Below are 15,101 nucleotides of genomic sequence, written 5' to 3'. Positions count from 1 at the left end.
GGCCAAAGCATGAAGCTCAATCCCTTTCGCGTAGATCCGGCCCATCCTTTCCAACTGGTAAAATTTTTGTCCATCAGCACGCTGGTGCTGATTCTGGCGTCCAGCAGTCTCATGTCGGTGTTCATGACCAATTACGCCAAGAGCGCCCTGCTGAAGAAAAATCAGGCGTTCGCCAGGCTATTGGCCGAGAACCTCAATCATCAGATCTACAGACGTTTCACCTTGCCGGTGGTGCTCGGCTTCGGGCGGGTGGAGCTCAAACGCAACGATCAGTACGAACGCTTGGCGCAGGTCATCGAATCGACCATCCACTCCTTTCATGTGCTTGATCTGCGTATCTACGACGAGCAGAACGAGGTCGCTTTCAGCACCGATGTCAAACAGGTCGGGAACAACGAATTGGGCGGCGAGGCCGTGCAGGCGGCAATAGACAGCGGCAAGATCAGCTTTGAGTTGCTGAACTCTTTAAGCATCTGGGACGTGCTTGTCGGCATCAATCTCGAAGACGGGGACGTGGTGCTGCGCACGGTGTATCCGCTGAGAGCCGAGCGAGATCTGCGTTTCCGGGATCAGCCCGGGCCGCTTCTGGGCATTCTCGAATTAACCCAGGACATCACCAGCGATTATGAAACCGTGCTGCATCTGCAGCGGCTCATCATCCTGACCACGTTCATGGGCTCTGCCGCCCTTTACGGACTCATCTTTTTTCTCATCCGCAAGGCCGACCGCGTGCTCGACGAAAGGCTGCGGGACAAGGATCGTCTGGAAAAGGAATTGCTCCAGAACGAAAAACTGGCCTCCATGGGGCGCATGGTGGCCAGCATCGCGCATGAAATCCGCAATCCGCTGGGCATCATCCGCAGCAGCGCGGAACTTTTGCTCAAACGGCAAAAGGCCGAAGGCGGAGCCAATGTGAAGATGCTGGAGGCCATTTTCCACGAGTCCAAGCGCTTGAGCCAGACCGTAAACGATTTTCTTGACTATGCGAGGCCGCGCCAGCCGTCCCTGGAAGATGTCGATCTGGAGAAGGTCGTGCGCCACGCCGTGGGATTTTTGACCCAGGAGGGGCAGGAGCACGGGGTGGCGGTGGAAAGCTCGCTGACGGAGGGTTATGTGGTCCAGGGAGACCGGGATCTCTTGTATCGCGGTTTTTACAACCTGATCAGCAACGCAATCCAGGCCTGCGACGATGGCGGGCAGGTGCGCATCATGCCGGTCTGTCATGAGGGTCAGATGGCCGTGCTGGTGCAGGACACCGGCACCGGCTTCGACTCCAAGCAACTGGACCGCTACGTCGAGCCTTTTTTCACGACCAAGGATACGGGCACGGGCCTTGGCCTTGCCATAACAAGTTCCATTTTTCAGATTCACGGCGCGGAAATGATCCTCAGGAACGGTCCCCACGGTGGGGCCGAAGCCTTGGTGGTTTTTTCCGAGCATTGCTAGCGGGTATTCTACATGGGCAATCACATACTGATTATTGACGATGAGAAAAACTATCTCCTGGTTCTGGAGGCCATCCTCGAAGAGGAGGGCTACACGGTCACGGCCCTGGGCGATCCGGCCATGGCCATGACCTACCTCGACGAATCCGAGGTCGATGTGGTCATAACCGACATGAAAATGCCCGGCATGACCGGACAGCAGGTTCTGGAGACGGTGCGCAAGCGCCATCCGCATGTTCCGGTCATGATCATGACGGCCTTCGGGACCATCGACCGGGCCGTGGAAGCCATGAAGAGCGGAGCTTTCGACTACATAACCAAGCCCTTTTCCAATGACGAGATCCTGCTCTCGGTGGGCAAGGCCATGAAACTCTCCCATGCTGAGCAGCAAAATCGGCTGCTGCGTGAGAGCCTGGCCGAAAAATTCGGCAAGGAGACCATCATCGGCAACTCCAAGCCCATCCAGGACGTCCTGACCCTCGCCGGCAAGGTGGCGCCGACGCGCAGCAACGTGCTGGTCACGGGCGAGTCCGGCACGGGCAAGGAGCTGGTGGCGCGGGCCATCCATATCACCTCGGACCGCAAGGACATGCCGTTTATCTCGGTCAACTGCATGTCGCTGAATCCCGGCGTGCTGGAAAGCGAGCTCTTCGGGCACGAGAAGGGCTCCTTCACCGGGGCCATGGCCCTGAAGCGCGGCCGCTTCGAACTGGCCCAGGGCGGGACCCTTTTTCTGGATGAGATCGGCGAGCTGTCCCAGGAGATGCAGGTCAAGCTGCTGCGCGTGCTGCAGGAGCGGGTCATCGAGCGGGTCGGCGGGACCGAGACCATTGCCGTGGATTTCAGGCTGGTCGCGGCCACCAACAAGACCCTGCAGGAGGAAATCGTGGCCGGCCGGTTCCGCGAAGATCTTTTCTATCGCCTGAACGTGGTCAACATCCATCTGCCTCCCCTGCGCGAGCGGCGCGAGGACATCCCCATCCTGGCCAGCCATTTCCTGCGCAAGTTTTCACTCGAGAACAACCGGCAGGTCCAGGGCTTCACTCCCGGGGCCATTGACTATCTGTCCGCCTACGAATGGCCGGGCAACGTGCGCCAGTTGGAGAACGTCATCGAGCGCTGCGTGGTTCTCAGCAACCGCGACGTGATCGATGTGGACGACCTGCCGCCGGAACTTCGCGACGAGGAGATGCAGTTCAAGAGCGCCGTGGATCTTTTGCCGCTGAAGGTCAATCTGTCCGAAACCCTGGAAAAGATCGAGGCGGCCCTCATCCGTCGCGCCATGGTCCATTCCGGATTCGTGCAGGTCAAGACGGCGGAGCTCCTCGACGTGTCCAAGAGCCTGCTGCAGTACAAGCTCAAGAAATACAAAATCACGGCCAAGACCTGAGAGCATGTCCGGGATGAGCGAGGCCTCTGTTGCCGAGTTGCTGGCCAAGGTGGAGGCTACCCCTTGGTTGGCCGTGGATATCGCCGGGCGTCGTTTTTTTCCGCCGCAGGCTCCGCGATTTGCCGTCCCCGAGCGGCCCTGGCCGGCCCCGGTGCAGCGCGGCCTCGATTTGCTGGGCGTGCGGGAACTCTACGAGCATCAGGTCCGGGCCGTTGATCTGATCCGCGCGGGCAGCCATGTGGTTGTGGCTACGCCCACGGCCAGCGGCAAGTCCCTCATTTACAATCTGCCCGTCCTTGAAGCCTGCCACGCCGACCGCCGGACCCGCGCCCTGTATCTCTTTCCCTTGAAGGCCCTGGCCCAGGATCAGCGCCGGGCCCTGGACTCCCTGGCCGCAAGTATCTTTCCCACGCCCACGTCGGCCATCTACGACGGGGACACCACGGCCTCGCAGCGCTTACGCATTCGCAAAAATCCGCCAAACGTCCTCTTCACCAACCCGGACATGCTCCATCTGGGGATTCTGCCCAGCCATGAAAAATGGTCGGAATTTTTCGCCAACCTGAAGTTCGTGGTCGTGGACGAAGTGCACACCTATCGCGGCGTCATGGGCTCGCACATGGCCTGGGTTTTTCGCCGTCTGATCCGCCTGTGCCGTTTGTACGGCGCGAACCCGACCTTTGTCTGCTCTTCGGCGACCATCGCCAACCCCGAGGAGCTGGCTTCCGCCCTGACCGGATTGTCCATGAGCGCGGTGCTTGAGGGCACGGCCGCCAGTCCACCGAAACACATGCTGCTTATAAACGGCGTGGATGGAGCCGCCCGCAAGGCCATTGGCCTGTTGCAAGAGTCCATGGCACTGGGTTTGCGGACTATTGTCTATTGCAAATCACGGCGAATGACCGAGCTTATCGCCTTGTGGGCGGGCGAGCGTGATGGTCCGGAAAAGGATCGCATCTGTGCCTACCGGGCCGGTTTTTTGCCGGAGGAGCGGCGCGAGATCGAGGCCCGCCTTTCATGCGGAGAGCTGCTGGCCGTGGTTTCCACCAGCGCCCTGGAGCTTGGCATCGACATCGGCGGGCTCGATGTGTGCATTCTGGTCGGTTACCCCGGCTCCATCATGGCCAGCCTGCAGCGGTCGGGCCGGGTGGGGCGCGGCGGACGCGAGGCCGCGACCTTCCTGATCGGACACGAGGATGCCCTCGATCAGTATTTCATGCATCATCCCGATGAGTTTTTTGCGCTCAAGCCCGAACCGGCGGTCATCAATCCGGACAATCCGGTCATCGCCGGCAGGCACCTGCAGTGCGCGGCGGCAGAGGCCTCGCTGTACGCGGACGATCCATTGGTCGGCGAAAATCCGGGACTCATCGCGGAGCTGGTGCGCGACGGACAAGTCCTGCAGAGCCGAGACGGGCTGGAGTTCTTTTCCAAGGTCAGACAGCCTCATCGCGGCGTGGCCCTGCGCGGCACGGGTTCGACCGTGGTCATCATGGACATGGACAGCGGCGAGCGCATCGGATTGGTGGATGGTTTTCGCGCGGTGCTTGAAACCCATCCGGGGGCGGTCTATCTGCACCGGGGCGTGACCTACGTGGTCGTCGATCTGGACCTTCAGACCGGGATGGCGAAGGCGCGGCGGGCCAAGGTCTCCTACTACACCCGCGTACGGCACGAGAAGAGCACGGAGATCGTGGAGGTGAGCGCCTCCCGGCCCGTGTTCGGAGCCATGGTCAGCCTCGGGCGGCTTAAGGTCACGGACCAGGTCACGGGGTACGACCGCATCAGCACGCGCGGCGGCCGGAACCTGGGCACGGTGCCCCTTGATATGGAGCCCCTAGTCTTTGAGACCAGGGGGGTCTGGATCGCCATTCCGGAGTCCGTGAGGCGGTCGGTCGAAGCAGAGATGGCGCATTTCATGGGGGGCATCCATGCCCTGGAGCATGCGGCCATCGGCATGATGCCCCTTTTGGTCATGACGGACAGGAACGACCTGGGCGGAATCTCCATTCCGTTCCATCCCCAGGTCGGGTCCGCGGCCGTGTTCATTTACGACGGGTTGCCCGGCGGATGCGGGCTGGCCGAGCAGGCCTACGCCGAATACGAGACATTGCTGGAGCGCGCCATGGGCGTGATCCGGCAATGTGCGTGCGAGAACGGGTGTCCGGCCTGCGTGCATTCGCCCAAATGCGGCTCCGGCAACAGGCCCATCGCCAAGGGCGCGGCCTTGCTGGTGCTGGAGGGAGTGATGACCGGGGCCGCGCCTGAGACGTATGGGGAAATGCCTCCGGCGGCCGGGGGGCATGATGCCCCCCGGACCCCTCCGGCGGGGTTGGGAAATGAAGCCGTCGGGGATGCGCGTGCGCAGGGGGCTGGGCTGCCGGAGGGGTTTCGGTTTGCGGTGCTGGATCTGGAGACACGGCGTTCGGCCCAGGAGGTGGGCGGTTGGCACCGGGCCGACCTGATGGGGGTGAGTTGCGTGGTGGTCTATGACTCAGCCAGCGGGGATTTTCGTGACTACCTGCAGGAGGACGTGCCGCGTTTGGTCGGGGACCTGGTGGAGTTCGACATGGTGGTGGGTTTCAATATTCTCAAGTTCGACTACGCGGTGCTCGGCGGCTTGAGCCGTTTTGACTTTGCGAGCCTGCCCACCCTGGATATCCTGGGCAGCATCCACGAGACCCTGGGCTATCGACTGTCCCTGGACCATCTGGCCCGCGAGACGCTGGGCGAAGCCAAGAGCGCAAGCGGCATGCAGGCCCTTGCCTGGTGGAAACAGGGGCGCATCGCCGACATCATCGCCTATTGCCGCCAGGATGTGGCCGTGACTCGCGACCTTTTTCTTTACGGCCTGCGGCATGGGCATCTCATTTTCCGCAACAAGGCGGAAAAGACCGTGCGCCTGCCCGTGGACTGGCGTCCCAAAAAGTAGACTCGCGCTCTTGCCAAGGGGAGCGGACAGGTTTACCGCGTTTCGTGCTCATGAAATCAGGTAGAAAGGACTGCTTATGACCTCCAATTCGAATGTACCCGTGACCAATGGCCGTACCGGTCGCAAACGCTTCATCATGCTGGCGGTGCTCCTTGCGCTCGCCGCTTTCGGGGCCGTGCAGTATGTGCGCAGCATGGGACGGGTGTCCACGGATGACGCATTTGTCGATGGCCGCATCTATCAGATCACGCCGCGCGTGGATGGCTATATCGTTGAAGACCTGGTCGAGGATAATCAGCTGGTGGAGGAGGGGCAGCCGCTCATGGCCCTTGATCCCGTCGGCTACGAGGTGGGCGTGGCCCAGGCCCGCGCCGATCTGGCCACGGCCGAGGCGCAGCTTGCTTCACTGCGCAAGAGCGTGCCGTTGCAGATAAGCCAGACCGAATTCCAGGTCACGGGCGCACGTGCCCAGCGCGACAGCCTGCTGCGCGGCCTGGATCAGGCCCGGCTGGAAGAGGCGGCGGCGGGTCAGATGGTGCTGCAGGCCGAGGCCGAACTCAGGAACGCGGAACTCAATTTCAACCGTTTTTCGACCTTGCGCGAGGAAGGGATCATCGCCCAGTCCGTATTCGACGAGGCCCGGTCCGCACTGGACAGTGCCAGGGCGCAGGCCGGAGCGGCCCGTGACCGGGCTCGGGCCGCGGGGCGCAATGTGGCGTCTTTGAGCGAGGATGTGGCCCGCTTGCGGGCCAATATCGGCCTGGCCCAGACCGGGCATGAGGTCGCTTCCATCAAGGATCTGGAAGTGGCGGCCCAGGAGGCGCGGGTGGAACTTGCCCGGCAGAAGGTGCGCAAGGCCGAGCTTGATCTGGGCTATACCCGTATTTTGGCTCCGGCCAGGGGGCATGTGACCAAGAAAAAGATTCAGGCGGGGCAGATTGTGGCTGCGGGCCAGCCGGTCATGGCCCTGGTGCCGCTGAACCCCGAGCAGCTCTGGGTCACGGCCAATTTCAAGGAGACCCAGCTGGAAAAGGTCCGTCCGGGGCAGCGCGTGACCCTGGTCGTGGACACGTTTTCCGGGCGTGAGTTCACGGGCCGGGTGGAGTCGGTCATGGCCGGGACGGGCGCTGTTTTTTCCCTGTTTCCGCCCGAGAACGCCATGGGCAACTACGTCAAGGTCGTGCAGCGCATTCCCGTCAAGATCGTCCTCGATCCGGTCAACGCCACCGAGCCGCTGCGGCTGGGCATGAGCGTGGTTCCGACCATCCATCTGGATTAGGCCATGGCCTCCGCACCCGCCACGGGCAAATGGCTGATCACCTTGAGCGTCATGATCCCGACGCTGCTGGAGATCCTCGACACCTCCATCGCCAACGTGGCCCTGGGACACATCCAGGGCTCCCTTTCCGCCGGGCAGGACGAGGTGACCTGGGTCCTGACCTCCTACCTGGTGTCCAACGCCGTGGTCATTCCCATGAGCGGCTGGCTGGCCCGGATCATGGGCCGCAAGAACTATCTCATGGCCTCGGTGACGGTCTTCACCCTGGCCTCCATGCTCTGCGGACTGGCCCAGAGCCTCGAAACCCTGGTCCTGTTCCGGATCATCCAGGGCCTCGGCGGCGGGGGCTTGCAGCCCATGTCCCAGGCCATCCTGCTGGAGACCTTTCCGCCCCGGCAGCGCGGGCTGGCCATGGCCATCTTCGCCATGGGCGCGGTGCTGGGCCCCATTCTGGGCCCGCTTCTGGGCGGATACATCACGGACAACTATTCCTGGATCTGGATCTTCTATATCAACGTGCCTCTCGGTATCGTGGCCCTCATGATGTGCTGGACCTTCATCTTCGATCCTCCCTATCAGGAGCGCCGCGTGGCCGGGGAGAAGGTCGACTACATGGGGCTGGCTCTTTTGTCCGTGGGCCTCGGGTGCTTGCAGGTCGTGCTGGACAAGGGCCAGGGCGAGGATTGGTTTGCCTCGGAGCAGATCGTCATCCTGAGCGTCCTGGCTGCGGTCTGTCTGACCGCCCTGGTGTGGTGGGAGTTGCGGCAGGAGAATCCGATCATCAACCTGCGCATTTTCCGGGTCCGCAATTTCGCGGCCGGAAACGTGGTCATGTTCTTCGGATTCTTCGCCTTTTTCGGGTCCATCGTGCTGCTGCCCATGTATCTGCAGAACCTGATGGGCTACACGTCCTATCTGGCGGGGCTGGTGCTGGGGCCGAGCGGGGCCATCATGCTGCTCCTGCTGCCCTTTGTGGGCAAGCTCACGGAAAAGATCGACGCGCGTCTGCTGCTCTGTTTCGGGCTGACCGTGTCCGGGCTGTCCCTGGTGTACATGTCCCGGTTCACCCTGCAGATCGATATCGGCACGGCCATCATGGGCCGCAACATTCAGGCCATCGGCATCGCCTTTTTCTTCGTGCCCCTGTCCTATCTGACCATGGCCTACATCCCGCGCGAGCGTATGAACAACGCCTCGGCCCTCTTCAACCTGCTGCGCAACCTGGGCGGTTCGTTTGGAACGGCCTTCGTGACCACGGTCCTGGCCCGCCGGGCCCAGGTGCACCAGCACCATCTGGTTGAACACCTTACGCCTTACGACACACCGTTCATCCAGGCGCGGGAGGCCCTCACAGCCGGCCTGGGCGACCCCATGGCGGCCGCCGGCATGATCTATCGCTACGCTCAGCAGCAGGCCGCCTATATGGCCTACGTGGATGTCTTCCATCTGCAGGCCCTTTTCTTCTTCGGCCTGGCGATCTTCATGTGGATCATCCGCAGGCCCGATCACGGAACGCACCTGCCCGAAGGAATGCACTAATCCGAGGAGAAAACGGCGCGGATGCGTGTGTCGGCGTGGAGTTCGAGTTCGAGTCGGGGTTCCCGGATTTCGCGGCCGTCGACTTCCCAGCGGGAGACGGCGCGGCCAGGAGGTGCTTCGAGGGATATTGTCTGGCCTTTGAAATAGATGCCTTCGTATGCGTTGCCCCATGTTTCGCCGTCGATGAGAAGCGGCTCGGGACTTTGCACGCGGCACGTGACGGTTTCGGGCGCGCCGAGTTCGCGCACGGTTTCGGCCGGCAGTTCTGCGCGGCGTTCGAGCAGATAGGACAGCGCCAGATTTTCGTCGAAGCATTCGAGTCCGGCTTCTTTTTCCAGCCCTGCATAATGCCGGACGCGCTCCGCGATCCATTCCCGCGTCAGTCGATGGTTGATGCTCCAGGTCAGTCGCCACAGCATCTCTTTTCTGAAGCGCGGGCTGGTATCCCACATCCCCTTGAAGACGGAGGCCCGCATGCCGTGGGCGTCGCGGAAGTTTTTCCAGCCTGCCCGGTTGGCGGGAATCGCGTTTGCGCGAAGCCCTGCAAAAGCCTGGTCAGCATCCCAGAGTACGCTGCGCCAGCGAGGCTCCGTCTGCGTGTCGTCCAGCAGGAAGGCGCCCTGGTTCCAGTCCTGCCATTGCAGAAAGGCAAAGGCAGTTATGGCGTTCATGAAATCATCCAGGTCCAGTATGCCCGCCACGCGTTCATAGTCCCACAGGCCGAAGAAAGGATCGAGGCGCAGTCGCAGGGCCTTGTACCTGGCCGTGTCCAGGACGGAATTGTCGGACTCCAGCATGTAAAATGCGAAATCCTTGTGGCGTAGCTTTCGTTCCCAGTGCGTGCGGTTGACGTGTTCGCTGGCTAGACCAAGACCAAGATTCTCGCCGTTTCTGTAGAGCACGATCGGCGCATAGTCCGGGGTTATGGAGCCGATGCGCCTGGCCACGTCGAAGGCGAGCATGCTCACGAAGCCGGGAACGAGGTTTTTTTCCGTGCGCGCGACCACCTTGCGGATCTTCATTGCGGAACCGTCCAGGAACGCCGTGCCCGGAACGTTCTTTTGCCCATAGCTGTTCCGAAAATAGAGGCGAAAGCTGTGCAGCATGTCGCGGGTGTCGCGATTGCCCTGCAGCCGTATTCCGGCCGGCGCGGCCAAAAGCTCCCGCCCGTCCTGCATGACCACGACGCCCGCCGGACGCTCCCAGTTTCTTCCCCGTTCGCGGCTGTGGGCCTTGAGCCCGGTTTCCGGATCATAGAGGTCTTCGTCCGCGACGCGGATGGCCACCACCCGCATGGCGGAATCGGCCAAGGGGCGCGCGTCGTTCCGGGCCGCGTCGATCAGGGCGGAGGCATCATGCTTTTGTCTTTGGACGGTAACGGGGATGCCCAGCTTGGCGAGCAGGGATGACTTGCGTGAACTGCCCAGGTCGTCTCTCAAGACGGCGATGCGCCAGGATCGTTCCTCCCCCCACTGGTTCAGGCGTAGCCCGAAGTAGACCAGAATCAGACCGCAGAGGACAAGCAGCAGGACGAGCGGGCGTCTGAGCGGCCCGGGCATCAGATGCTGACCTGGTCGTTGAACATGGAGACCGTGGCCCCCTGGGCGCAGGTCAGGGCGTGCCCGCGCACACGGGTCAGAAGGTCGGGGCTGCCCTTGGCGAAGCGCAGGGTCACGGCCGCGCCTTCTGTGGTTTCCACCACGGAGATGACCCGCACGCCGGCGATGCCGGTGACGCTGGGTAAAAATGTGGTCGCGGAAGCTTCGGCGTTGCTTCCGGGCAGATTGATGAGGATCGTGCCCTGTTCGCTGGCGGCCAGGGGCAGGCCGCGCCAATTGATGAGGAACAGCCCGAAGGTCGAGACGGCCAGCAGAATGAGCAGGAACAGAAGATTGAAGGTTGCGCAGGAAATGGCGGTGGCAATGGTCAACATGATGAATCCGACTTCTTCGGGCTCTTTGATGGGGGTACGGAAACGGACGATGGACAGCGCGCCCAGAAGGCCCAGGGACAGGGGCAGGGAGAACTGCACGCAGATGAAGATGGCCGTGACCGAGATGCCAAGAAGCGGGAAGGAGCGGTAGGCGAGGCTCCCGGTGCCGCGCGGCCGGTAGAAGCGGATATAGAGGCGCGAAATGTAGAGCGAGGCGAAAAAGGACACCAGCAGCAGGATGAAGAAGGTGGTCAGGCCCACGTTCGCCATCTCTTCATGGCCGGATGTTCCTGATTTGATCAGCGCCTCGTATATGTTGGCCAAAAAATCCACGCTGTTGGGGAGAAGTTCGTTCACAGGGCCTCCTTACATATGTTGCTGCATCAGGCTCTGGTAGCAGTGCAGGTATTTGGAAAAGGACTCGGGCCTAAGCCCCATGGTCATGAGTGGCGCGAGATACGGGGGGAGACTTGCGAGGTTTCCCTTGGTTTCGATGACGGCGCTGGAGAGCATCGGCGACCCTGCCGCCCCGGGACAGGACAGGGCGTGACGCGACGCGTGTATGTCCTGATCAAGGGCGATGCGGACGCCGGTCATGGGATCGATGAAGCGCATCCTGCGATAGCTGATGACGAAGACCGGCCTGGCCGAGGCGCAAAGCCCTACGCCGCGTGTGGCGAGCAGGGCGGGCAGGGTGGCCAGTTCGGGGTCGCCGAGAGACAGCAGCGCCAGTTCGCGTCCGGTGCGGGAGACCTGAATTCGCACCTTGCGCTGCAATCCGCCCTCCTTGATCTTGGCCTCGAGAAAGGCCGGTCCGTTGTCGGGCTTGAAGTCCCAGTCGCCGTACCAGCGCAGGCGAACCTTGGCCTTGAAATAGGTGCTGTCGATCTTTTCGCTCAGGAATTGCAGGTCGAGAGTGTCATAATAGATGCTGTGCACCGTGGCTGCGGCAAAATGCGGATCGGGCAGGCAGTGCGCGCTGATGATGGTCTTGGCTAAAAGGGCCTGGGCCATGTCGAGGACATATTTTTTTTCGGTGCGTGTTTCCATGTGCTCTTCGCTTGAGGCTCCATGCCGGGGACTGCGTGCAAAGCCGCACCTTGGGCACAACGAAGGGAAATCGCAAGCATTTGTTGGCTCCAATGAAAAAGGGGAGCCGAACTCCCCTATTCCCAAGATGAAAAACCGAACTATTCCTTGCTGATGGCTTCCACGGGGCAGGCGTCGATGGCGTCCTGGGCGCATTCTGCCGTGGAATCCGGGGCCGTGACCATGGCTTTTTCTTCGCCGTCGATCATGGCAAAAACTTCAGGGCAAATCTCCACACAACTTTCGCAGCCGATGCATTCCTCGTGGTCGATGACTATGGCCATGATTCCTCCTGGTTGGGGTTACGTTTGGTTTTTGCCATACAGCTTTCCACATGTCCGTGCAAGCCGTGTCGTGTTTGGGATGCGTTGATCGAATCTTTGCGTTGGCATGAATCTGGCTCATGTCCTGGCGGAGGAGTCCCATGCGAGAACCAACACCAGAAATCATGCGCGACGTGTCGGCGCGGCTTTCCCGCCCCGGGCATGGCCAGCGGCCCAAGTATGGCGCGGCCGAACCCTTTGGCGGCATTCACGGTACGGATGGCGAACATCCCGAGGTGAACGCATTCAGTCAACACTTTGACATATTCGCCCGCGAGCAGCAGATGCGGCCCGCCAGCTGGGTTATCTGCTGGTCGGACCTGATGATGACCATGTTCATCATGTTCGCTGCCCTGTACATTTTTCAGTTGCCGAAGATTCAATACAAGTCGGTTTCGGAATTGTCCGTGAAGGCCTTGCCGCTCGGGACCGAGACCATTCCGCCCCAGGCCTTGGCCGGATCGATTCTGGATCGCCTGCATGATCGTCTTCGAGACCTGATCGCGCGCGATGGACTGCAGGACTTGGTTGCGGTGCAGTCGGTCCCGGGGAAGTCCTTGCATGTGGTGCTTGCGGGTGATCTGCTTTTTGAAAAGAGCCGCGCGGTCTTGCGGGGAGATGTCAAGGAAACGCTGCTGGCCGTGGGAGAAATTCTGCGCAGCGCGCCGCATGCCCTGTCCGTGGTCGGTCATGCCGCTCCCGGTGGCGCTGCGGCTGGTTCCAGGGGCCCGTGGGAATTGTCGGTGGCCATGGCGGCCGATGTGGCCGATTTTTTGATCCGGGACGCAGGCCTGCCCGCCGAGCGCATGCTCGTGGCCGGGTATGGCGATCAGCGCCCGCTGGTGGATGGTGACGGTGCCGGCGCCGGTTGGCGCGTGGAGCTGGTTTTGAGTTCCGAGAATCCGACGGAGCCGCTGCCCATGGTCAAGGCCCCGGCCGGGGAAGGATTCCGGCAATGGCTCGCGGCGTCGAAACAGGGAGGCGAATGATGGAAGGAAAATCGATTCTGGGCCTTGTGCTCTGCGCCCTGATCTTCGGAGCGGGCTTTGTGATCAGCGGGGATGTGGGCCAGTATTTCAATCTGTCCGCGTTCCTGATTGTTTTCGGGGGCTGCCTCGGAACGGCCATCGCCAGTTTCCGCATGGAGCGGCTTGTTTTCGTGAGCAAGGTGCTGCGCAATTCCTACCGCACGCGGATGAGGGAGCCGGCCGCCATTGTCGAGATCCTGGTGGACCTGTCGGTCAAGAGCAGGATTCGCGGGCTGCATACTCTGGTCGAGGACGAGCGCGAGACATCCATCCTGTTCTTGCGCCGGGCCCTGGGTTTCGTGGTCGACAATTATTCCCGGGAGCAGACCACCGACATCCTGAACACGGAGATGTATTTTTTCAAGCAGCGCCGCGACGAGTCCGAGCGGGTATTGCGGGTCATGGCCGACATCTGCCCGGCCATCGGGCTGGCCGGCAGCGTGGTGGGGCTTATCGGCATGCTCTCCGGCGTGAACGATACGGGGGTTGTCCTGGCGACCATCCCCATCGCCCTGACCTCCACCCTTTACGGCGTGATTCTGGCCAACTTCGTTTTTCTGCCCCTGGCCGCACGGATTCGCGAGGTCACGGATCACGATCTGCTGCTGCAGAAGATCATTATCGAAGGTGTCCGGGCCATACAGAGCGAGCTCAATCCCCGGGTGCTCGAAGTGAAGCTCAAATCCTTTCTCACTCCCTCGGCGCGGGAAGGGCAGCTGGTCTCCCTGGCGCGGATCAAGGAGCGTTTCCAGATCCAGGAACGCGAAGAGGAGGCCCCCCGCATGGCCGCCCCGGAGGAGGTCGGGGTCTCCCTGTAGGCGGTCGCCCAGGCAAGATCGCAAACCTGGCGTCGTCTATTGCGCGGGCGAGATCTGTCTGGCCAGCGCCTTCAGGATCACGTCCCGGTCGACCATGCCGAGCAGATGCCCTTTTTGATCTGCAACCACGAGCCGTTTGACCTTTTTGTCCATCAGGATTTGGATGACTTCGCTTAAAGGCGCGTCCGGGCCTACGGTCAAGACCTCGCGGGACATGACCTCTTCGGCGATGCCTTCAAGAGCTGCAGGCTCGGTCTCGCGCTGGGTCAGGATGCCGAGGAGTCTGGCCACCAGCGTGGGGGAGTTCTGACGCACGAAACACTGCAACAGGTCCCAGTCATGGATGATGCCCAGGATCGTCTTGTCCGCGTCCACGATGACCACCCGGCGCAGCGCAGATGCGACGAGTTGTTCCAGAACCCCGGCCAGGGGCGCGTCCGGCGCGGCAGTGGGCACGTTCGTGTAGAGGACGTCCCGGGCGCAGGCGTGCATCCCGGCGGGCAGAACGTCGAGATGCGCCGCCACCGCGGAGGTTCGTCCGATGGCGGCCAGCACGTCCGTGCGGCTGACGATGCCCATCAGCGTTCCGTCTTCGGACGTGACCGGCAGGCGCTTGATGTTCCGGGCCGCCATCATCTTCAGGGCGTCGGTGACCGTGGTCGTGATGTTCAGGGTCGTGACCGGCGCCGACATGATGTCGCGCGCTCGCAATCCCTCAAATTCAATGCAATGGCTGTGCTTGTGGCGCAGGTCGGTCGGTACGTGACCGTGCATGTCCAGCCGCAGGGGCATCCGCGCCCGGGCCAGCAGATCTCCGCCGGTGATGATGCCCACGAGGCGTCCGGCCTCCATGACCGGAACGGCTTTGACTTCCCTGCGCAACAGCAACTCCACCACCTCGTCCAGGGGCGTCTGCGTTCCCACGGTAACGACCTGCTCGGTCATCACGTCGCGGATGCGCATGGGCAGGTGGAAAATGGCCTGGCCGTCCTGAACCACGATGCTTCCTTCCTCGACGAGCGCGTCGACCACCGGCAGAAAATCGGCAATGCGCGAGGGCGTGTCCACGATCTCGACGATGACCGGCAGATCCTCGGCCAGGCGCAGGATCTTGGCCGTATGCAGAAGATTGCTCGCACCGAAGCCCATGACCCCCCTGGAAACGGAAGCCCCGGCCATGCCGCGCCGGCGGGCTTCGTTCACGATGACGTCATAGAGGGGCGCGCCCTTGTGCCGCACCGCCTCGCTCACAAAAATCTTGAGAATCTTCACGTCGATCAGCTTGACCATCGGATGCCTCCCTTGATGAGCGCTGCCTTGAATTA

General features: G+C 61.9%; 12 protein-coding genes. 7 read left to right on the top strand and 5 right to left on the bottom strand.

Features of this window, described 5'->3' with window-relative positions; genetic code table 11:
- Positions 1-9 precede the first annotated feature (9 nt).
- From DBAC_RS14935 to DBAC_RS14915, 5 genes are all read left to right on the top strand, one after another.
- Positions 10-1,446 (top strand): sensor histidine kinase, encoded by a 1,437-nt coding sequence (locus DBAC_RS14935; protein WP_043812876.1) that lies wholly within the window; start codon positions 10-12, stop codon positions 1,444-1,446.
- Positions 1,447-1,458: 12 nt separating this feature from the next.
- Positions 1,459-2,835 (top strand): sigma-54-dependent transcriptional regulator, encoded by a 1,377-nt coding sequence (locus DBAC_RS14930; protein ID WP_015775148.1) that lies wholly within the window; start codon positions 1,459-1,461, stop codon positions 2,833-2,835.
- A 13-nt stretch (positions 2,836-2,848) separates the two neighbouring features.
- A complete protein-coding gene (locus DBAC_RS14925) occupies positions 2,849-5,767 on the top strand; it encodes a DEAD/DEAH box helicase (RefSeq protein ID WP_015775147.1) in 2,919 nt (972 codons plus the stop codon).
- 76 nt (positions 5,768-5,843) lie between these two features.
- Positions 5,844-7,046, top strand: a complete 1,203-nt coding sequence (locus DBAC_RS14920; protein ID WP_015775146.1) for an HlyD family secretion protein — start codon at positions 5,844-5,846, stop codon at positions 7,044-7,046.
- A 3-nt stretch (positions 7,047-7,049) separates the two neighbouring features.
- Positions 7,050-8,585 (top strand): DHA2 family efflux MFS transporter permease subunit, encoded by a 1,536-nt coding sequence (locus DBAC_RS14915; RefSeq protein ID WP_015775145.1) that lies wholly within the window; start codon positions 7,050-7,052, stop codon positions 8,583-8,585.
- Here the strand turns inward: DBAC_RS14915 and DBAC_RS14910 are convergent.
- From DBAC_RS14910 to DBAC_RS14895, 4 genes are all read right to left on the bottom strand, one after another.
- Positions 8,582-10,144 carry a CotH family protein gene (locus tag DBAC_RS14910; RefSeq protein WP_015775144.1) on the bottom strand — a complete coding sequence of 521 codons (1,563 nt, stop codon included), beginning with the start codon at positions 10,142-10,144 and terminating at the stop codon, positions 8,582-8,584. The two genes, DBAC_RS14915 and DBAC_RS14910, sit on opposite strands and share 4 nt — an antisense overlap.
- Positions 10,144-10,875 (bottom strand): DUF4956 domain-containing protein, encoded by a 732-nt coding sequence (locus tag DBAC_RS14905; RefSeq protein WP_015775143.1) that lies wholly within the window; start codon positions 10,873-10,875, stop codon positions 10,144-10,146. The genes DBAC_RS14910 and DBAC_RS14905 overlap by 1 nt, the downstream gene beginning before the upstream one ends.
- Before the next feature lie 9 nt (positions 10,876-10,884).
- Positions 10,885-11,568: a polyphosphate polymerase domain-containing protein gene (locus DBAC_RS14900; RefSeq protein WP_015775142.1), complete on the bottom strand. Its 684-nt coding sequence runs from the start codon at positions 11,566-11,568 to the stop codon at positions 10,885-10,887.
- Between the two features lie 140 nt (positions 11,569-11,708).
- On the bottom strand, positions 11,709-11,891 hold the full coding sequence (locus DBAC_RS14895; protein WP_015775141.1) for a ferredoxin: 183 nt from the start codon (positions 11,889-11,891) through the stop codon (positions 11,709-11,711).
- 140 nt (positions 11,892-12,031) lie between these two features.
- Here DBAC_RS14895 and DBAC_RS14890 point away from each other — a divergent pair, with 140 nt between their 5' ends.
- Together DBAC_RS14890 and DBAC_RS14885 are read left to right on the top strand one after the other, a co-directional pair.
- Complete coding sequence (locus DBAC_RS14890) at positions 12,032-12,919, top strand: OmpA/MotB family protein (protein ID WP_015775140.1); 888 nt, start codon at positions 12,032-12,034, stop codon at positions 12,917-12,919.
- Complete coding sequence (locus DBAC_RS14885) at positions 12,916-13,776, top strand: motility protein A (RefSeq protein ID WP_218915577.1); 861 nt, start codon at positions 12,916-12,918, stop codon at positions 13,774-13,776. Before DBAC_RS14890 ends, DBAC_RS14885 begins: the two co-directional genes overlap by 4 nt.
- Positions 13,777-13,812: 36 nt before the next feature.
- Here DBAC_RS14885 and DBAC_RS14880 read toward each other — a convergent pair whose 3' ends face one another.
- On the bottom strand, positions 13,813-15,066 hold the full coding sequence (locus DBAC_RS14880) for a DUF190 domain-containing protein (RefSeq protein ID WP_015775138.1): 1,254 nt from the start codon (positions 15,064-15,066) through the stop codon (positions 13,813-13,815).
- Positions 15,067-15,101 lie beyond the last annotated feature (35 nt).

This window comes from Desulfomicrobium baculatum DSM 4028, assembly GCF_000023225.1.
Taxonomy (GTDB): Bacteria; Desulfobacterota; Desulfovibrionia; order Desulfovibrionales; family Desulfomicrobiaceae; genus Desulfomicrobium; species Desulfomicrobium baculatum.
This window is presented reverse-complemented; position numbering and strand designations above follow the sequence as displayed.

Excerpts from the sequence above, each read along its gene's own strand:
- DBAC_RS14935 (WP_043812876.1), top strand. The coding sequence starts at position 10 with ATGAAGCTCAATCCCTTTCGCGTAGATCCGGCCCATCCTTTCCAACTG.
- DBAC_RS14930 (WP_015775148.1), top strand. The coding sequence starts at position 1,459 with ATGGGCAATCACATACTGATTATTGACGATGAGAAAAACTATCTCCTG.
- DBAC_RS14925 (WP_015775147.1), top strand. The coding sequence starts at position 2,849 with ATGAGCGAGGCCTCTGTTGCCGAGTTGCTGGCCAAGGTGGAGGCTACC.
- DBAC_RS14920 (WP_015775146.1), top strand. The coding sequence starts at position 5,844 with ATGACCTCCAATTCGAATGTACCCGTGACCAATGGCCGTACCGGTCGC.
- DBAC_RS14915 (WP_015775145.1), top strand. The coding sequence starts at position 7,050 with ATGGCCTCCGCACCCGCCACGGGCAAATGGCTGATCACCTTGAGCGTC.
- DBAC_RS14910 (WP_015775144.1), bottom strand. The coding sequence starts at position 10,144 with ATGCCCGGGCCGCTCAGACGCCCGCTCGTCCTGCTGCTTGTCCTCTGC.
- DBAC_RS14900 (WP_015775142.1), bottom strand. The coding sequence starts at position 11,568 with ATGGAAACACGCACCGAAAAAAAATATGTCCTCGACATGGCCCAGGCC.
- DBAC_RS14895 (WP_015775141.1), bottom strand. The coding sequence starts at position 11,891 with ATGGCCATAGTCATCGACCACGAGGAATGCATCGGCTGCGAAAGTTGT.
- DBAC_RS14890 (WP_015775140.1), top strand. The coding sequence starts at position 12,032 with ATGCGAGAACCAACACCAGAAATCATGCGCGACGTGTCGGCGCGGCTT.
- DBAC_RS14885 (WP_218915577.1), top strand. The coding sequence starts at position 12,916 with ATGATGGAAGGAAAATCGATTCTGGGCCTTGTGCTCTGCGCCCTGATC.
- DBAC_RS14880 (WP_015775138.1), bottom strand. The coding sequence starts at position 15,066 with ATGGTCAAGCTGATCGACGTGAAGATTCTCAAGATTTTTGTGAGCGAG.